This is a genomic window from Virgibacillus sp. JSM 102003, from assembly GCF_041949995.1.
Classification (GTDB): domain Bacteria; phylum Bacillota; class Bacilli; order Bacillales; family Amphibacillaceae; genus Lentibacillus.
In genome coordinates, this window is record NZ_JBHFQH010000009.1 from 51,025 (window position 1) to 67,975 (window position 16,951).

Below are 16,951 nucleotides of genomic sequence, written 5' to 3' on the forward strand. Positions count from 1 at the left end.
GAGGGGATTACCCTTCGTTTCACCCATACCCCATTTACGGTAACGGCAACCTAAACCAGAACGTATTACTATTTGTTTCGGAAATTACACCAATTTCCCCACCATGCCGATCTACTATTTCTTTAGCTATTGCAAGCCCTAGGCCGCTGCCACCCGTTTCGCGGCTTCTCGATGTGTCCAACCGATAAAAACGTTCAAATATGTTTTCCTGTTCATGTTCTGGGATAAAACTACTTGGACCACTAACAGCAATTTGATAGTCAGACTTTTGCCGTTCGCCATAAACAGTAATTGCCCCTTCACCATTGTAGTAATGGATAGCGTTCTCCAAGAGATTACTGATAATTTGCTGAATACCTTCCTCATGAATATGTAACGTACATGAGGGTACATTTACAGACAATGCAATATTTTTCTCATCCAATTGCAAGTTAAACATAGCAGCACTTTGATTAACTACAGTGGCAATATCGACTTCTCTATTTTTGGTATAAGTTTGCAAAGTGGCAGAATCCCATTCCTTAAGTTGCTCCAGCTGTTCCATCATACCTGTGAGACGCTGTGACTCCTGATACAATGACTTGTAAAGCTTCTGGTCCCCCTCGATATCACCTCGCTCCAAGGATTGAAGATATCCATTTAAATTGGTTAATGGCGTGCGTAATTCATGTGACAGATCCGAGACGAGCTTTTGGCGGTTCTGATCATTCATATGCAACTGTTGAATAAGACCATTAAACTGGACAGCAAGCTCGCCTACTTCATCTTGGGATGTCACCTCAACAGGATCGGGATAGTTGCCTTTTTTTAATTGCTTCGTAGATTCTATTAAGCTGCGAATTGGTTTGATAAGTTTCTTGGTCATATAAAAATGCAATAAACTACCCGTAACAATCGCTGTAATAATAAATATCCACAAATAATTGAATAATGTTGCATTGAATTGCTCCTGGCGTTGATCTTCTAGCCCGCCCATGGCATCCACTAAAAAACATGCCGTATTATAAATTGCAAGTCCACTGACGACAATTGCAGACGCAACAACAAGAAAATTCAACGCAGATAAGCGCCAAAGAAATCCTTTTGGTAACCTTGATTTGATCTGATTACGTATTGACAAACTTATACCCCATTCCCCGAACAGTCTGGATGCGCTTAGGTTTCGATGTATCATCCTCAATCTTTTCCCGCAGCTTTTTGATGTGTGCATCTATCGTACGGTCCAGCACTGTATGATCTGCATATGGATAGATTTGCATGACTAATTGCTCACGGCTGAGTACCATATTTGGGTTTTGCATGAAAAAATACAGCAGATTAAATTCATATTTCGTTAGCTTAATTGATTTATCGTAAAGAAGCACTTCACCTTTTCGCGGCTTGATACACAATCCTTCATAGGCAATTTTTTGGCAAAATTGACCTGTCCGTCGCAATACCGCTTCGACGTGTGCCATGAGTTCATCCGGGTCAAATGGCTTCGTGACATAATCATCTGCGCCCATTTTCAGTCCCTCAATCTTATCTTCAATCTTTGCTTTCGCTGACAGCATAATAATGGATACTTCATTACGCTCCTGTTCTCGAACCCATGCACAGAAATCTTCACCACTTACTTTGGGCAACATTAAATCAAGGATAACCAAGCAAGGATGGTATTCTAAGAAAACACCCTTCGCTTCCTCACCATCAGCTGCTTCGATCACGTCATAATCATTTTTTTCCAAGTGTATTTTTACCAGTTCACGAATCATTGGATCGTCTTCTACGACTAAAATACTTTGTTTCATCTTAAACACCTCTTGTCTATTTTAAGCTATAAAGAGGATCTATTTCATCTTTTCAAATTCCTGAACCATTAGTTCATAATTCATGGCACCTAATGCCTTATACTGAATTCTTCCGTTCGAATCAATCATAAATGATGAAGGAATAGGCTGTATCTGATATTGATTTGCTACTTTCACTGTTTCATCCATTAATACCGGAAATGTCAGTTCAAATTTTTCGACAAACTCTGTGACATCACTTTTCGTGCTTTCTGTTTCAGTAAGATTAATCGCTAAAATAGTAATATCTTTATTTTGATGAAACTTCTCCATATCAGGCATCTCCGCGCGACACGGCGGACACCAAGTCGCCCAAAAGTTCACCATTACCCGCTGACCACGATAATCAGATAGCTTTACAGTATCACCATTTAACGTGGTAAGTTCAAAATCTGGTGCGATATTCCCTACTTCAAGTCCTACCTTATTATTTCCTTCGCTATCCTCATTTGAGCTATCCTCATTCGTATCTTCCTCTGTTGTATCTTCCCTTGCAACATAATCTCCACTATTAGCCGTATCTTTAGAGCTGTTTATTACATCGTATACTGCCCAGGCAAACATTCCGGTAATAATAACGATTATAATTGTTTTTTTCATATGATAACCTCCAATTCCTATCCTAAATTAGCTAACCACGTATCCTGAACGAGCTTAAGCAGAAAATTTGAAATACGTGTCATTTGACCAGTAAACAGAAGTACGCCCATAAGAATCATGATTGCTCCTCCTGCCTTCATGATCTTCTGGCTTTGACGTACAATCCAGCGTGTTGATCCAAGGAAAAACGTTAAAATCAGAAATGGCAGTGCAAAACCTATTACATACATAATCGTATAAAGAGATCCCTGAGTCGGGTTACTTGCTGCAACAACCAATATTGATGCAAAGATAGGACCAATACACGGTGTCCATCCTGCCGCAAACCCCATGCCAACAAAAACAGTTCCTAGATAGCCAACTGGTTTTTTCGTAAAGCGAAATCTCTTTTCTTTCATAATTGATGTAATATTAATCCACCCAGCAACAAACAGCCCCATTACAATGATAAAGATACCTGCAATTCGCTGGATGAATAATCCTGATTCTCCTGTCAGCATTCCTTGAATCCATTGACCCAAAAATGAAACCCCAATACCTAAGCCTATGAAGACCGTTGAAACACCTAATAAGAAGAACAAAGAATGAATCAATAGTTTACTTCTGATCTTGATATCTTTGTTATTTTCCAGCTCTTTCACACTCATCCCGGTAATGTAAGATAGATATGCCGGAAAAATCGGCAGTGTACAAGGAGAGAGGAATGATAGAACCCCAGCTCCCAATGCCAGCCAAATTGTCAAATCCGCAGCAGCACCCATCATGACACCTTCTTTCTATTATGATAATTCAACAATGTAAAGCTCATTATAAAAATAGCAATTAAAAACCAGCGAGCCATCATATAGCCAAATAACGTTGTAAATGGCAGGAAGAAGGTTAAAAGCAATTGCCCCAAACTCCAGCCAACAAAGAAGCCACCCACTGCCACACGAGCTGATACTTTCTCATGCACAAATATATAGATGAAAATCAACACCGTGAGTAATATCAGGTGCCCCCATGCCAAGTTGCTTTCGTTCCAGGTAATCTCGATAAACTCATAAGCGAACGATGCACCTAGGAAAACTGGAACAAACGATGCCAGTATAGGAATTGTATCGATCTTTTTCCGCTTTGCCTTATAGCCAACGTTTAGCAGTAGAAGGAAAGCTGCGACATAAAAGGCGTGTGAATTACTTGGGTACGCTAGTATGGCGAGTGGATCTTTAACAAATACAGCTAGGTTTAAGAGAATTTTCCCAACCCATATAAAAATGACAAAATTAATAAGTAATGATATTATTTCTTCAAAATGTTGCTTTTTCGTTGTTTTTGTTAACGGGCTAATTATGTAAAAAAACATTAATCCCCAAAGAATACTTACTACGATGATTGCAACGTTGGTTAACACCCAAGCTGATGGCATAGTACGACCTCCATGTTTCCATTTCTATATTAATTATAAAGAAGTTTTGTGAAAGTTTGATGAAAGTATTAATTTAATTTGAAACAATTCTATTTGGAGTTTACACAATCGAATCAAATTCATAGTTCAAAAATAAAGCAGTAAACTAAACTATTTTTAAATGTGCTCGGCCTGTTGATTTCCTCTGCGGGTGGACGCTTTCCGCGGGCATGGCTTGAGCCTCCTTGCCCCGGCAAGGGGTATGCCGACGTTGTCCGCAAAGGACGGTTTTAGTCGGCCTTCATTTAGTAGCACTGTGGGGTCTCAAGGCTCATGTTATTCCCGCAGGAGTCGCCACCCTCCGTTCCAATCAACTACAGTAGTAGTTTGAATTAACGAAAATTAAAACATTAGTTCGTGAAATTGTTTGGATAAATGATGAATATAAAGCATTTATGAAATTAACACAAATAATCACGCAATACATACATCTGCTATAATACTGGTAAAATAAGAGAAATAGAAGGAGTGGTTCAGATGCAGTTACCTAAAGGAAATTCCAATTGCATTACCGATGTTTGGGGTGTAAAGGTTGGGCATGTAACGTTGTACGAGAAATTGAATGAACAGGATACGGTTTGTACTGGCGTTACAGCTATACTGCCCCATGCAGGTAATATTTTCATGAACAAGATTCGTGCAGCAAGCTCCGTTATTAATGGTTATGGAAAAACTGCAGGTCTTGTACAAGTAGAAGAGTTAGGCTTACTTGAATCACCCATTATGCTTACCAACACGCTCAGTGTAGGGTCTGTTTGGCAAGGGACACTCCAATATATGCTCCATGAAAATAAAGAAATCGGCGACTCAACAAGTTCACTCAATATTGTGGTGGGGGAATGTAATGACAGCTATCTGAATTCAATTCGACTGCAATCCGTGATGCCTGAGCACGCGATTCAAGCGATAGAGAGCGCTGATAGTAATCCCGTTGAAGAAGGTGCGGTTGGCGCAGGAAAAGGGATGGTTTGCTTCGGGTATAAAGGTGGAATCGGCACAGCATCACGACTTGCAGATTCTTACACTGTCGGCTGTCTCGTATTAAGTAATTTCGGCAAACGGGATGATGCCTTATTCGCAGACTTTGGCAGCAGCGTGAATTTGGATACACCTGACGGGTCAATTATGATGGTTATAGCAACCGATGCACCGCTATATGACCGGCAGCTGAAACGACTAGCTAAGCGATGTGCAGCTGGACTGGGCAGAACAGGAAGTACTATCGATAATGGCAGCGGCGATATAGCAATCGCTTTTTCTACAGCGAATACATATGATCATAATGCAACCGTCGAGCTTGAGAGCATGTCTTTTATTCGTGATGACCATCCTATTATGAATAAACTATTTCAAGCAGTGATTGAAGTGACTGAAGAAGCTGTTATTAGTTCGCTGAAAAATGCTGAAACAACAGAAGGAAGAAGTGGACGAGTTGTAGAGAAAGCACCGCTCAGTTTGTAAACTTTATCGATTCTTCGCCGAACTTTATCGATTCCGTGTCGATGTTTATCTATTACGAGTCGACTATAATCGTTTTGTTGTCGATCTTTATCAATTCCGCATTTCGCATTCGCTAGCCTCTAGCCACACTTATGCATTAAGAAAGAGGCTCTTTTATAAAAGAACCTCTTTGATTAATGCTTTCTTCATAGATTCAGCTGAATAAGTTTCTGGTAATGTCAGCATAACGAACTTATTGTTAAAGCGATTAATTTCATCTAGTTTGTCTTCAATGGTATCTGCTCCTTTTTCCCCCTGAATGTGTTTCGTTGCGCCAATCATTTCATTTATTTGAGAGATAATAGGACGCTCACTTGTTGGAGCATAATTCACGTCATCACATTTTTTCAAATATGTTTCCACAACATTTTCTGCAAATCCCTCAGCCAATAGGTTTTCACGTATCCCTTCTTTAACTAGTGAAGAAAACTGGCTAAATTCTTTTTTTCTGAGACTGCCAATAATGAAGTTATAACGTGTGCTGTTATTCATAACGATGCAGTATTTTTTTCGGTTATAGTAAAAAATATGTGCATGCCATGAGTACAGTGGTTCGTTGTCTACTATCTTATCTTTAGATGTTTTTATTTTTAATTCATCGGATAACTTTTTCGTGCATTGTATTTGTAAAATATGAAACACACCTCCTATGGATTGCTATTTTGATTTTGCAAAAAATGACCCTGGAACTTCTGCTTCAAACCGCAGTAGCTTACCAGACGTTGGATGATTAAATGACAATACCTTTGCATGAAGGCCAAGCCTCCTGATTTCATTTGTTTTGGATCCATACTTTTTATCACCTACAACCGGATTACCAAGATCCTGCATATGAACGCGAATTTGATTTTTGCGCCCGGTTTCCAGCTGAATTTCAACTAATGAAAACTTTTTGTTTGATTGAATTACATTATAATGTGTAATTGCATGCTGTCCATCATTCTTATTCGAACTGGAATATACCAAATGTGTACTGCTTTCTTTCAGCCACGATGATATGTAGCCTTTCGCTTTTTTCACTTCACCTTCAACCAGTGCAACATATGTACGTTCTTTAACGTTTTCCTTCCAGGCATCCTGCAAGGTCCGCTTAACCTTCTCGTTCTTTGCAAACATCATAATACCTGATGTATCTTTATCAAGGCGATGCACGACGAAGATTCGATTTTTGGGATCTTCACGGCGCACATACTCCATCAATTGATGGTGTGCAGTTCGTTCCTTTTCTTTTTCGGTGGCAATAGAAAGTAATCCCGCTTCTTTGTTGATGACAATAATATCTTCATCTTCATGGACAATACGCATACCAATTAATGCGCTCTCTTTAACGGAAGCCTTATTTTTTAAAATAGTAACAGATTGTCCTGGGTGAAGTGCATAATTATACTGTGTTTCCATATGCTCATCGACAGTCACCTGGCCACGCGCTAGAATTGACTTAACCGAGTTCCTGCTGCGGTTGGGCATGACTTTTATCAAAAATTTTAAAAGCTCAATCGGCTCCTCCACTGTGTATACAAGTGATTTCTCGTCTTTCGTGGTTTGCTGGTTATTAGGCATATACATATGCTCCTCTAATGTAATTAATAGCTAATCTTCATCCTTCACATCGGGATCTTCCGGAAGTGGCTCATTCAGGTAATCCTGGAGCATCTTTCGGTATCTATCCATTTGCTCGAGATGTGTACTAAATTGTTCCTTGTTGATAAGGTATCTGTCTCCATCATAAACAGAACGTATCCTGCCTTGCAGTACGAACGTTTTAACCTTTGATTCTTCGATTGATAAATACTCGGCTGTTTCTTCGATGGTTAAGTACATATTATAATTTCCTTTTCAGTGATTTTATTTTTGATTAATCTTTTCATATGATATATTGAGCTCGTCCAGCCAATTGAAAATGGCTTCTTTTGCATCATTTTGTTCAAAGGTATACCATTCATCTTCAATTCCAAGTTCAATAATCTTGTCCTTAAAATTTCGAAATGGCTTTCTACGGTTCAGTACATCAATCAATTTCTCAGCTGCAGCGGTTTCCTGTTTTTTTGCAAATCTAACCATTGAATCATATGCTTCATCCGATTTAATCTGCGGGATTGGAAAAAGACTATCCGTTGCGTCCTCATCATCCCAGTCAATCTCTGGTTCTCCTGTTATTGATTCAGGGGCATCCATTAAAACTTGTCCGTTATTTGTATCCAATACATATCTAATTTCAAAGTCGTTATGCAAATACGCATCAATTAATTCGTCAATTAAATCCATGCTTTCTTCTCCTAACCCGCCAGCACATCATGATATTCAGGCGTTTTCTCCAATTTATCTTTGGCATATGAGCATGTTGGTTTAATTTTCTTTCCCTCTTCCCTTGCATACCTAACTACTCTATCTACAAGTTTCCCCGCCATACCTTGTCCGCGGAGCTCATCTGCTACATACGTATGGTCAATTATTAATACATTATCACCTGATGGCTCAAATGTGATTTCACCTAATGGATTCTGTTCATCTTCGCCAACAAAAAATTTATTACCACCTTTATTAATTGCAGTCATTAATTAGCCTCCTCTGAGTTATGTTCTTGTGATACTGATGGCTTCCTTTTTTTAAAATTATTAAATAGTATTTCTATCTTATTAAATGCCCACTGCAGTGCTAAACCTTGTATTGCAATCCCTATTATGGATATTCCTGTTAGGATCCATATTGAAACCTGACCTTCGATTTCAAAAACACGATTACCAAAAAACAGCAGATATCCAATAATTACATAAAGTGAGTCATAGTACGCGACAACCGAGCTCTCCAGATTCCAAATAACAAAAGATGCTGCAACCATTAATGAAAGGAGTATGGATACAATTACTGATTTGGATTGAAAAGTCAGCTTTTCGACAAATGGCGCAATGTAGTACTTTGCAATAGTTTTGATTCGGAATAAGTAGATGACCCTTACCACCCGGGCTACCTGGAAAAATTGATCAAATGGGATAATAGCTATTAGAAGAAATGGATTTTGTTTAATGAAGTCCCACTTCCTTTTTGCAGTCAGTAATCGAAAAAAGAAGTCAATAAAAAATACACCCCATACAATCCAATTGATTGTTGAACTATATGTGTTTTCAGTCCATAATGTGATGATTGTCAGCATAACAAGCAGGATCATAATACTCTCATATGCTATCTTCGCCATTTTCTGCATAACATATCCCTCTTCAAATTTCCTCTTAACCTATTATATTAGAAAAAACAAAGAAGTGTAACCCTGACAACTTTATGATGACAAACCTCAGGTCATAATAGAAAAAAACTTCAGTAAAACCTCCAGCAAAAACTGGATGCTTACCGAAGAATGAGCTCATCGCTGACATGTTGATGCTTTAAAATAAACGGAATCAGGATTGCTGTACCGCTCGTCCATTCCGAGTTGCTGGCATTTTTTATAATGCTTGAAACCAATCTCCGAAACCTCCAGTGTCCTACAAATAGTATCTAAAGAATATTGACCCTGAAGAGCATCAACCGCTTGATACCGTTCTTCAATACTATGGTGAGACATACCAATAAACTTTCTCAGTATGTCTAATTCTGACGATAACTCTTCAATTAATTTATCCGGTGATGCCGAACTTTGCTCGTTATGAGATTGACCAATATTCCGATCGAATGCAGAGGCACCTTCCTTATGGTACTTCTTAATCCAAACATAAATATTATCTCTGTGACGAATTCCTAAATCGTTCAACACTGCCTGAACAGGTTCATCTTTTTCAAGTACACGCCGAACTGCTTCAAGTTTAGTTTTCTTTGTATACCGCTGATATTTTTCCTGCTTTCCCATAGCTTCTACCTCCATACTATATAAGCAATTTGTACGTCTATATACTCATTCTAGTATGTATGGTATGCATTAAATTGTATAGCTTTAACCAAACGAAGGGACAGTAACGATGATCATAACAACAAAGATAATCATCAAATAATTCACGGAATACAAAAACATCTTGTTGGCCCAATTCAAATCGTCCCTGGTAAAAAAACCACTAATCCCAAGCGTCAGCCACCCAATATTTAACAAGGTTGCAATCACCATAAACGTTGTTCCCAATGAGGCAAGATAAAATGGTAACGGAAGTAAACAGGCAATGTAAATAACTGTTTGCCGCTTCGTGATAGCGAGTCCATGTACCACCGGAAGCATTGCCACCCCAGCAGCCTTATATTCATCATATTTTCGTATGGCGATAACAAACGTATGGGGGATTTGCCAGATAAACAAAATAAGAAACATGATAATAGGTACAGTATGATTAGCAGGTTCTAATGCAGCCCAGCCGATTAAAGGTGTTACTGCGCCAGAAAAACTCCCAATTACAGTATTAAGCGTATATTTACGTTTCGACCATATCGTATACAGAAACACATATATAAACCAGCCAATGAAGGCATATAAGACTGCTTCTATCGTTGTAAACAGTAACAGGATAAAACCAACTACCGAAAAAATAATTCCCATCGTCAAAACAGCTTTTAACGAAAGGTTCCCCGTTACTGTAGGGCGATTCTTTGTTCTTTCCATGATCGTATCAATGTCCACATCGTACCAGTTATTAAGAATAAGTGCGCCAGCCATCACGCATGTACTGCCAGCCATTGTTAACAGGAATACATCCCAATTTGCAGTAAATGTCGAGTTCGTAAAATAAAGTGCAAGCCAGAACCCAGCAAAAACAGGGAGTACATTGAAAATTAACACTACCGCCTTAAAAAGTTCTTTCAAATCAGACAGAAGAGTATTGGGATTTTGTTGAGGCGATATAACAGTCTTCTCATCTTTTTTCATTTGCAGTTTCCTCCCAAGCCTTCAATTACATCTAATTTATTTTAACATGTATCATAACCAATCACATGGATGAAAACTGTAATTTAAAAAACAGACAGGAATTCTGTCTGTTTCAGTATTTATAGTATTAAACCTAGTTTGATACCATCAAGCATTTTTTTGCAGATTAATACACAGCTGCTGATAGGCGTCCGATTCGTGATTTAAGCCTTTGTCCCGATAGACTTTAGATAACCATTGAAGTGGTTTTGGCTGAGTAGGTTTAAGTTCCATTTCCCAGCTAAAACATTCAATCGCCTTATCCAGTAGATTAAATTCATAATACAACTCTCCAAGCGTTTGCATTTGGTCCAGATCATCACTTAGCCTTTCCATGGTATCAATTTTTCTAATTATCTCCAGACTTCCATGACTTTCTTTAAAAGGTTTTAGTAATTCTTTTATATACGCTACTTCATGGTTTTCCAATAACGAGACAACGTATTTATTAAGAAGTTTTTCTGCTTTTTCAGGGGATGCGTTAATAACTGACTCTAATATAGTATTAAGCATTTCTGGATGTGAAGAATATGTTCTTGAATCAAGATGCTCAAGCAATTTTCCAAAGGTTTGAATCTGATCATTACTTAGTTTAAATTCACGATTCTGCATTATATGGAAAACTTTTTCGATTTGGTGGGTTTTTACATATTTATTAAATAAATCTTGCTGTAGTGGGAGGAAAGCTGGTAACTGGCTGTCTAAACGTTCTAAAATGAATTCTGCCTCATTTTCGTTTAAATGCTGCTCCAGTAAATTTGCAAGAATATTGTAGTAGTCAGTTGCAGGGGATATAGATAATTTGTAACAATACAAGGCAATCATATCCGTCCATCGTGATTCTTTTTCCAAATGGGCGATTAACTGCTGAAACCGCTGATCATCATCTTTTTGTGAGTAGAGCGTTTTTTCAGCAAAGATTAAGTCCTTCACTAATAGATCATCTGGCTGGCCGTTATACTGATCTTCATATTTTTTTAAAATAGGGTCATTGGAAATTTGTGTCACGAAACTGTGCTTCGGTGCAAAATCCATTAAAACACGAATAATCCGGTAACCCAGGAATCCTTGGCCATTACGGCGATAAACATAAAATATTGATTTAATTTCTTCAAACAGATGTTTTTTTGGAATAAATGATTCAAAGAAGGTGAGAATAAAAGCTTTTTCTTGCGGAGTATAGTTTGTTTCAAGTTTCTGTAGCAATGGTTTAAAACCGATAATTTTACATGGGTGATTGGATGAAAGCAGCTTGTTGATAAATGGGTGTGGGGCGTTATAAACAATACCTTTTGTAAATGCGCTCTCGATGAAGGATTGTCGACGCAGCCTCTTTGCTTTTGCTGCAGTGAGGAAATTGTTTTTATAAAAGAACAAGTAATACATCTCATTGTTCTCACTTATTGCTTCAATAATTTCACTTTGCATATATAACGAGATTCTTTCCGGCTGCACTCGGACCTGTTTCTGCTGATCATAAATTAAAAATTGATCCCTATCCATATCGCACACTCCCCTAATCGCTTTTTCCAATTATAACATATGAAGAGATTGAGGGACAGGTTCATCGTCCCAGGTTGTTGACACTTCAAACATGCCGCAACAACTTAAGCGACCACCCTTAGGATGATCGCCTGTTTATTTTACTTTTTGCCATCGTTTAATTTTTTGACTTCTTCAGGGCTTGCCATTTTTGTTGAGCCTTTATATCGAGTACCTACATCCCTGTCTGATTCGACACGTCCGCTTTGTTTCAACTTTTTTTCTTGACGGTCTCTTCCCATTTTTAAGCACCTCCTATACTTAAAATGAGATTAGTAAAGAAGATTTATTCATACGATTTAGCTCACAAAAATCAGTACTGTTTTCTCCTTCTGTTCTCTGACACCATCTCAGAAGCGATATCATACATCCTCTCAACACCCTTTTCGGAAGCTTCAAAGTTATATGCATTTTGTTCAACAATTCCAATATTATTTGCTTCTTTTGCAGCATCAATATTCGCACCCATAAAAATAAATTCCCAATTGTATTTATCCTGCTGGTGTTTTATCAGTTCTTTTACTTTTTTATAAGAAAACTCACGGCTTGCATTTTCCATGCCATCGGTTGTAATAACTACTATAACATTGTCCGGTTCCTGCTCTTTACAGGATCTCGATAACCTGTAACCCACATCTAAAATTGTCTTTCCCACTGCGTCCAATAACGCTGTCGTCCCTCTTACATAATACTCGTTCTCTGTAAGCCTTACGTTTTTGGCATCAACACCATTCCACAATACTTCATACTTGTTATCAAATAAGACTGAAGTGAGAATCGTTTCCCCTTCAAGTTTACTCTGCTTCTCAATGAAAGCATTAAACCCACCAATTGTATCACTTTCAAGCCCGGCCATTGACCCACTTCTATCCAACAGGAAAATAATTTCTGTTACATACCCATTCACACTTATCATCCCCTCAAATTTTTAATCTGTTATAATATTAACTGAGATTATCCGTGTTTTGGTCGCCTAATAAGCGACATATTTGGGAGGTGGACAGTGTGCTTGATGAAAAGTTCTTTCTGGAAATGCAGAAGTATGTAGAGGATCATATAGATATAACTCCAGTTGATGTTTGTGAATCCTCTGAGAAGATTGACTACAGTATTCATAAAGAAATAGAACTCGTTGAATTGGAAGATTTTATTGAAGATAACCGTAAGCCTACACTCAAAGAAGTATTGTTTAACTTAATTGATGAAAAAGATACTAGTGACGCTGAAATCTATAAAAAAGCCGGAATTGATCGCAGGCATTTTTCAAAAATTCGATCCAATCCCGAATATCAAGTAGGAAAAAACACCGTTATCGCCCTTGCTTTAGCACTTGAACTGAATAAAAAAGAAACCGACAAGCTATTAAGCTCTGCCGGGTACTCATTGTCCGAAAGTGACACCTACGATCTGGTTATTCAGTTCTGTCTTGAGAAAAAGGTATACAATATCCACGATGTTAATCAAGCATTAGACTATTTTAGTTTAAAACCATTAACGGGTTTGCACGCGTAGAAAGGACAAACAAAATGGGCTTATTTACGAAATATGGACAGGAACTTACCCAAAGTTCCTGCAGGTTTTTTCATCGATTCTTCTAAACGTTTATTAAAATCATTTTGTGATCGCCATTCTTTTTTCTGTTCATCCCGCATATTTTGTATTTCTTTTTGTAAGTATTCGGTTTTTTCTTTTTCCTGTTGCAGCAATGTCTCATAGTGGTTATTCTGTTGTTCAGTTAATTTTTCAATTCGTGCAGTTCTTTGTGCTGAGTTTCCGATACCAGAACTTATAACATGATGATCTTGCTGGAGCTGGGAAACCGTAGTTTTAAGTTGAGACATATCATTTGTCAGCTGGACATTCATTTCACGTGTAGCCGCTAGTTCATTGGCTAAAAACATTAAAGACTCTTTTAACTGATCGAGATCTTGGGGTGAACTCCCAGGTGAATCAGGTACCGCTATCTCTGTTTCATTGAATCCATCTAATCTTAATTTTTGTTGATTTACAAGGTATGTAGCTGTCTCGTCTAAGGGCTTGTCCGTATCGCGTATCGCTATAAGCGCTTCGATGTCAGAACGAACGAAAATACGCCGGTCACCATCTTTGAAAAACTCATATCCATTTCGTTCTAAAACTTGGCCATACTTTCTAACAGTAGGTGTTGCGATTTCCAATTCATCTGCTACTTCCTTCGAGGTGAAAGATCGTTCATTTGGCTGTATATCATGTCGCATATCGGATCTCCTTTCTAGTAGAATATGAAGTTTTTCGATAAAATTCAAAGGTATATCGCCTGGCGATATGCAGCACACACACGACAGGCTAATACATAAAGAGCATAATAAAGACTAACGCTATACTTAGCAGCTCCGACTCACATTTTTCTTGTCCATATCGCGTGCCGCTATAAGCGATACGAAGATATTGAACTTCCTATATATCATATATCGCCCTCAGATTCAACCAGATTTCTAGCAAATAAGGACTGTAACGACTAAATAACCACTTATACTAACGTATATATCATGTATTAAAATGAATCTCCTTATCTATCAAATATGAAGGTTTTTCGAAAAATTTGCAAGTATATCGCCTAGCGATATGGAGGGACAATAGGGACAGGTTCATTGTCCCAGATGATTAGTTTCGGGTGCATATATCGTGTTATATATCGGATATTAAATTATGAAGTTTTCTAAGAACTTATGTACCATATCGCCCGGCGATACGATACATATAAAAAATCAATTTACAAATTTCTTGAGGAATTTTAGAATTCAATCTTATTTTTCAAAGAGTCTGAACCACTCAGAACTCTTGCTTTACAGATGGATAAACTCATCCATATCGTGTGCCGCTATATGCGTTACCCCAGATGGTTACTTTCGAGTTTATCTAATTTGTTATATATCAGACTCCCTTATCTATTAAATTATGAGGTTTTTGAAGAGTTTGTATTCATATCGGGCAGCGATACGATAAAATTAGTCAATCAGTACGTTACTCCAGAAATTTGGAAACAATTTAACTTTGTCCATGAGTCCAGATCTTCCCGCACCTAAGGTTTACAAGGGGATAAACTCTTCCATATCGCATGCCGCTATACGCGATACGGTAAGGGACAAGAGGGAAAGGTTCGTCGTCTCAGATAATTAGTTTCGAGTGTAACTATCGTGTATATCGGATTTCCTTAATCATTAAATTTTGAGATTTTCGAAGAGTTGAAGTATCATATCGCCCGGCGATACGACACATATAAAAAGAATCAACCAGCACTTTTCTTGAGGAATTTTTAGAAGTCAGTCTTGTTTTGACCAAGAGTCTGACTTCCCCGCATCAAGGCGTTACAAAAGGATAGACTCATCTGTATCGCGGGTCGCTATAAGCGATACGATAAGGGCAAAAGATACAAGTTAATTGTCTTAGATGGTTATTTTCGGGTGTATCTACCATGTTATATATCGGATTGCCTTATCTATCAATTCATAAGGTTTTCAAAGAGCTTATGTACCATATCGCCCGGCGATACGATACAAGTTAATTAACACATTTCCTGAGGAATTTTAGAAATCAATCATGTTTCATCCAAGAGTCTATCCTTTGTAAAGCCTTGCGCTCAGGCTTTACAAAAGGATAGACTCTTCCGTATCGCATGCCGCTATAAGCAATACGGAGGGACAGGAGAGATATGTTCATCGTCCCAAATTGTTGTTTTGGAATGTGATATTCCCTTTCCACATGTCCCTTCTATTTTCCACAGCATTTTTTATACTTTTTGCCACTCCCACATGTACATGGCTCATTACGGCCAACTTTAATATTCTTTCTTATCGGGACCACATTTGACTCCTTGTCACTTCCTGAGGATTCAGACTTTAAATGCTTATGTTCTACTGGAGATAAGTCACTAGGTGTGTTACCTTTTAAAACCCACATAGGAGTGTTGTTATGTAATTTCATTAACTTCTGCATTAACTGATTCACAAAAGCAGCAGAAGTAAACTCGAGTTTACTTTCTAAATAATGAATCAACATCTCCGGCTTTTTATCTTCTTTAATCATATCTGTAATCTTTATAGCAATTTCATTCAATTCATCATTTGGTAAGTCATAGTAATCCAAAAGAAATTGAGTGAAACTGTCCATAGCCTGGGATCTGTGTATATACCCCAATTCCCCCGCAGCCACCAACTGTTTCTTAGTAAAAGGATAATAATCTATATCTTGTCTTTTTTCCTGTTCCGTTATTATCTCTTCGGCATTTAAAACTTTTTGATGCTTTAGCCCAAAACTGGAAAAAGAAAGTTGACGGTAATAATTTTTGGAATGGGAGATTACATTGATAAATTCTGATACCGCTACCTTTTGTCCTATTAATTCTTCTACCTTGTCAATCACAGCATATAAATCCATAACACCATAATAATAAAGTAGCCCTTGGGTTAAGCGTATCCATTCAGTATTCCGCTCTACAATATTTTGAATTTCATTTCTATCAATTTGGTCAAAAACAGTGATCAACTCCGAAGGCATGGACAGAACATACTGATTTTTATGAACACCGGGAAATAAAATACCATAGTCTCTTAGCGACTCTATCTTTCTAAACGGAAATGTATTATCTACCATGAATGCCCCTGAATTATTTATAGCTTCCGTAATAATATCGTAGCGTTCTTTATCCAGTATGTATAAGACATGCTCAAACCGTGATGGTATTAACTGAACTAACTCTTTGGCTAGTTCGCCTTTTTTCAAGGAACTTAAATTTTTAAGAACAAGATTTTTACGAATTTGATCCATCTCATGCTTCTTTAAATTTACTAGTGCATCAGTAAGTGTGCATGGAACCTCAATATTCTTCCAAACTTCTTTTTTCCTTTTATATTCACGCTCTTTTCCATGAGCCTGCATACTTTCTAGAGCTTGCAGTAAAGCTTTGCCCACCTTGTCATTATCCATTTAAAATCTCCTCTCAAGGAACGAATTAACAGTTTGGTCATCGCCTCAATCATTAATTATAAAACTGGATATATTCCCAATGCCCAGCCATTATTTCTGCCCCGAACAATTCTTTTAACCTTCTATTCTTTCAGTTATTATCTCGGATTTTAAATGCCGACTCTTCTTCATTCACAGCTACTTTTT

General features: G+C 37.8%; 20 protein-coding genes. 2 read left to right on the top strand and 18 right to left on the bottom strand.

Features of this window, described 5'->3' with window-relative positions; genetic code table 11:
- Positions 1-34: 34 nt before the first annotated feature.
- The 5 genes from ACE1TG_RS11330 to ACE1TG_RS11350 are packed head-to-tail and all read right to left on the bottom strand — an operon-like array spanning position 35 to position 3,837.
- A complete protein-coding gene (locus ACE1TG_RS11330) occupies positions 35-1,120 on the bottom strand; it encodes a sensor histidine kinase (protein ID WP_375052501.1) in 1,086 nt (361 codons plus the stop codon).
- Positions 1,107-1,790, bottom strand: a complete 684-nt coding sequence (locus tag ACE1TG_RS11335; RefSeq protein ID WP_375052502.1) for a response regulator transcription factor — start codon at positions 1,788-1,790, stop codon at positions 1,107-1,109. Before ACE1TG_RS11335 ends, ACE1TG_RS11330 begins: the two co-directional genes overlap by 14 nt.
- 39 nt (positions 1,791-1,829) lie before the next feature.
- Complete coding sequence (locus ACE1TG_RS11340; protein WP_375052503.1) at positions 1,830-2,429, bottom strand: peroxiredoxin family protein; 600 nt, start codon at positions 2,427-2,429, stop codon at positions 1,830-1,832.
- 17 nt (positions 2,430-2,446) lie between these two features.
- Positions 2,447-3,190, bottom strand: coding sequence for a cytochrome c biogenesis CcdA family protein (locus ACE1TG_RS11345; RefSeq protein ID WP_375052612.1), 744 nt, complete (start codon positions 3,188-3,190; stop codon positions 2,447-2,449).
- Positions 3,190-3,837 carry a hypothetical protein gene (locus tag ACE1TG_RS11350; RefSeq protein ID WP_375052504.1) on the bottom strand — a complete coding sequence of 216 codons (648 nt, stop codon included), beginning with the start codon at positions 3,835-3,837 and terminating at the stop codon, positions 3,190-3,192. The genes ACE1TG_RS11345 and ACE1TG_RS11350 overlap by 1 nt, the downstream gene beginning before the upstream one ends.
- A gap of 516 nt (positions 3,838-4,353) precedes the next feature.
- Here ACE1TG_RS11350 and ACE1TG_RS11355 point away from each other — a divergent pair.
- Positions 4,354-5,337, top strand: a complete 984-nt coding sequence (locus ACE1TG_RS11355; protein WP_375052505.1) for a DmpA family aminopeptidase — start codon at positions 4,354-4,356, stop codon at positions 5,335-5,337.
- A 153-nt stretch (positions 5,338-5,490) separates the two neighbouring features.
- Here the strand turns inward: ACE1TG_RS11355 and ACE1TG_RS11360 are convergent, their stop codons facing one another.
- The 11 genes from ACE1TG_RS11360 to ACE1TG_RS11410 all read right to left on the bottom strand — a co-directional run bounded on the left by ACE1TG_RS11360 (position 5,491) and on the right by ACE1TG_RS11410 (position 12,707).
- Positions 5,491-6,018: a DUF6933 domain-containing protein gene (locus tag ACE1TG_RS11360; protein WP_375052506.1), complete on the bottom strand. Its 528-nt coding sequence runs from the start codon at positions 6,016-6,018 to the stop codon at positions 5,491-5,493.
- A gap of 15 nt (positions 6,019-6,033) precedes the next feature.
- Positions 6,034-6,936: an RluA family pseudouridine synthase gene (locus tag ACE1TG_RS11365; RefSeq protein ID WP_375052507.1), complete on the bottom strand. Its 903-nt coding sequence runs from the start codon at positions 6,934-6,936 to the stop codon at positions 6,034-6,036.
- 30 nt (positions 6,937-6,966) lie between these two features.
- A complete protein-coding gene (locus ACE1TG_RS11370; RefSeq protein ID WP_375052508.1) occupies positions 6,967-7,197 on the bottom strand; it encodes an excisionase family DNA-binding protein in 231 nt (76 codons plus the stop codon).
- A gap of 24 nt (positions 7,198-7,221) precedes the next feature.
- A complete protein-coding gene (locus ACE1TG_RS11375; RefSeq protein ID WP_375052509.1) occupies positions 7,222-7,641 on the bottom strand; it encodes a UPF0158 family protein in 420 nt (139 codons plus the stop codon).
- Positions 7,642-7,652: 11 nt separating this feature from the next.
- Positions 7,653-7,931: a GNAT family N-acetyltransferase gene (locus tag ACE1TG_RS11380; RefSeq protein WP_375052510.1), complete on the bottom strand. Its 279-nt coding sequence runs from the start codon at positions 7,929-7,931 to the stop codon at positions 7,653-7,655.
- Positions 7,931-8,578: a transporter gene (locus ACE1TG_RS11385; protein ID WP_375052511.1), complete on the bottom strand. Its 648-nt coding sequence runs from the start codon at positions 8,576-8,578 to the stop codon at positions 7,931-7,933. Before ACE1TG_RS11385 ends, ACE1TG_RS11380 begins: the two co-directional genes overlap by 1 nt.
- A gap of 156 nt (positions 8,579-8,734) precedes the next feature.
- Positions 8,735-9,217 (bottom strand): transposase, encoded by a 483-nt coding sequence (locus ACE1TG_RS11390; RefSeq protein ID WP_375052512.1) that lies wholly within the window; start codon positions 9,215-9,217, stop codon positions 8,735-8,737.
- An 84-nt stretch (positions 9,218-9,301) separates the two neighbouring features.
- Entirely contained in the window at positions 9,302-10,219 is a 918-nt protein-coding gene (gene cyoE / locus ACE1TG_RS11395) for a heme o synthase (protein WP_375052513.1), read from the bottom strand.
- A 147-nt stretch (positions 10,220-10,366) separates the two neighbouring features.
- Positions 10,367-11,761: a hypothetical protein gene (locus tag ACE1TG_RS11400; protein WP_375052514.1), complete on the bottom strand. Its 1,395-nt coding sequence runs from the start codon at positions 11,759-11,761 to the stop codon at positions 10,367-10,369.
- A 140-nt stretch (positions 11,762-11,901) separates the two neighbouring features.
- Positions 11,902-12,042, bottom strand: a complete 141-nt coding sequence (locus tag ACE1TG_RS11405) for a YpzI family protein (protein ID WP_375052515.1) — start codon at positions 12,040-12,042, stop codon at positions 11,902-11,904.
- A gap of 71 nt (positions 12,043-12,113) precedes the next feature.
- Positions 12,114-12,707 carry a vWA domain-containing protein gene (locus ACE1TG_RS11410; RefSeq protein ID WP_375052516.1) on the bottom strand — a complete coding sequence of 198 codons (594 nt, stop codon included), beginning with the start codon at positions 12,705-12,707 and terminating at the stop codon, positions 12,114-12,116.
- Between the two features lie 98 nt (positions 12,708-12,805).
- Here ACE1TG_RS11410 and ACE1TG_RS11415 point away from each other — a divergent pair, with 98 nt between their 5' ends.
- Positions 12,806-13,312: a hypothetical protein gene (locus ACE1TG_RS11415; RefSeq protein ID WP_375052517.1), complete on the top strand. Its 507-nt coding sequence runs from the start codon at positions 12,806-12,808 to the stop codon at positions 13,310-13,312.
- A 20-nt stretch (positions 13,313-13,332) separates the two neighbouring features.
- Here the strand turns inward: ACE1TG_RS11415 and ACE1TG_RS11420 are convergent, their stop codons facing one another.
- Positions 13,333-14,037 carry an SH3 domain-containing protein gene (locus ACE1TG_RS11420; RefSeq protein WP_375052518.1) on the bottom strand — a complete coding sequence of 235 codons (705 nt, stop codon included), beginning with the start codon at positions 14,035-14,037 and terminating at the stop codon, positions 13,333-13,335.
- Between the two features lie 1,513 nt (positions 14,038-15,550).
- A complete protein-coding gene (locus tag ACE1TG_RS11425; protein WP_375052519.1) occupies positions 15,551-16,765 on the bottom strand; it encodes an SEC-C metal-binding domain-containing protein in 1,215 nt (404 codons plus the stop codon).
- Positions 16,766-16,951: the final 186 nt, after the last annotated feature.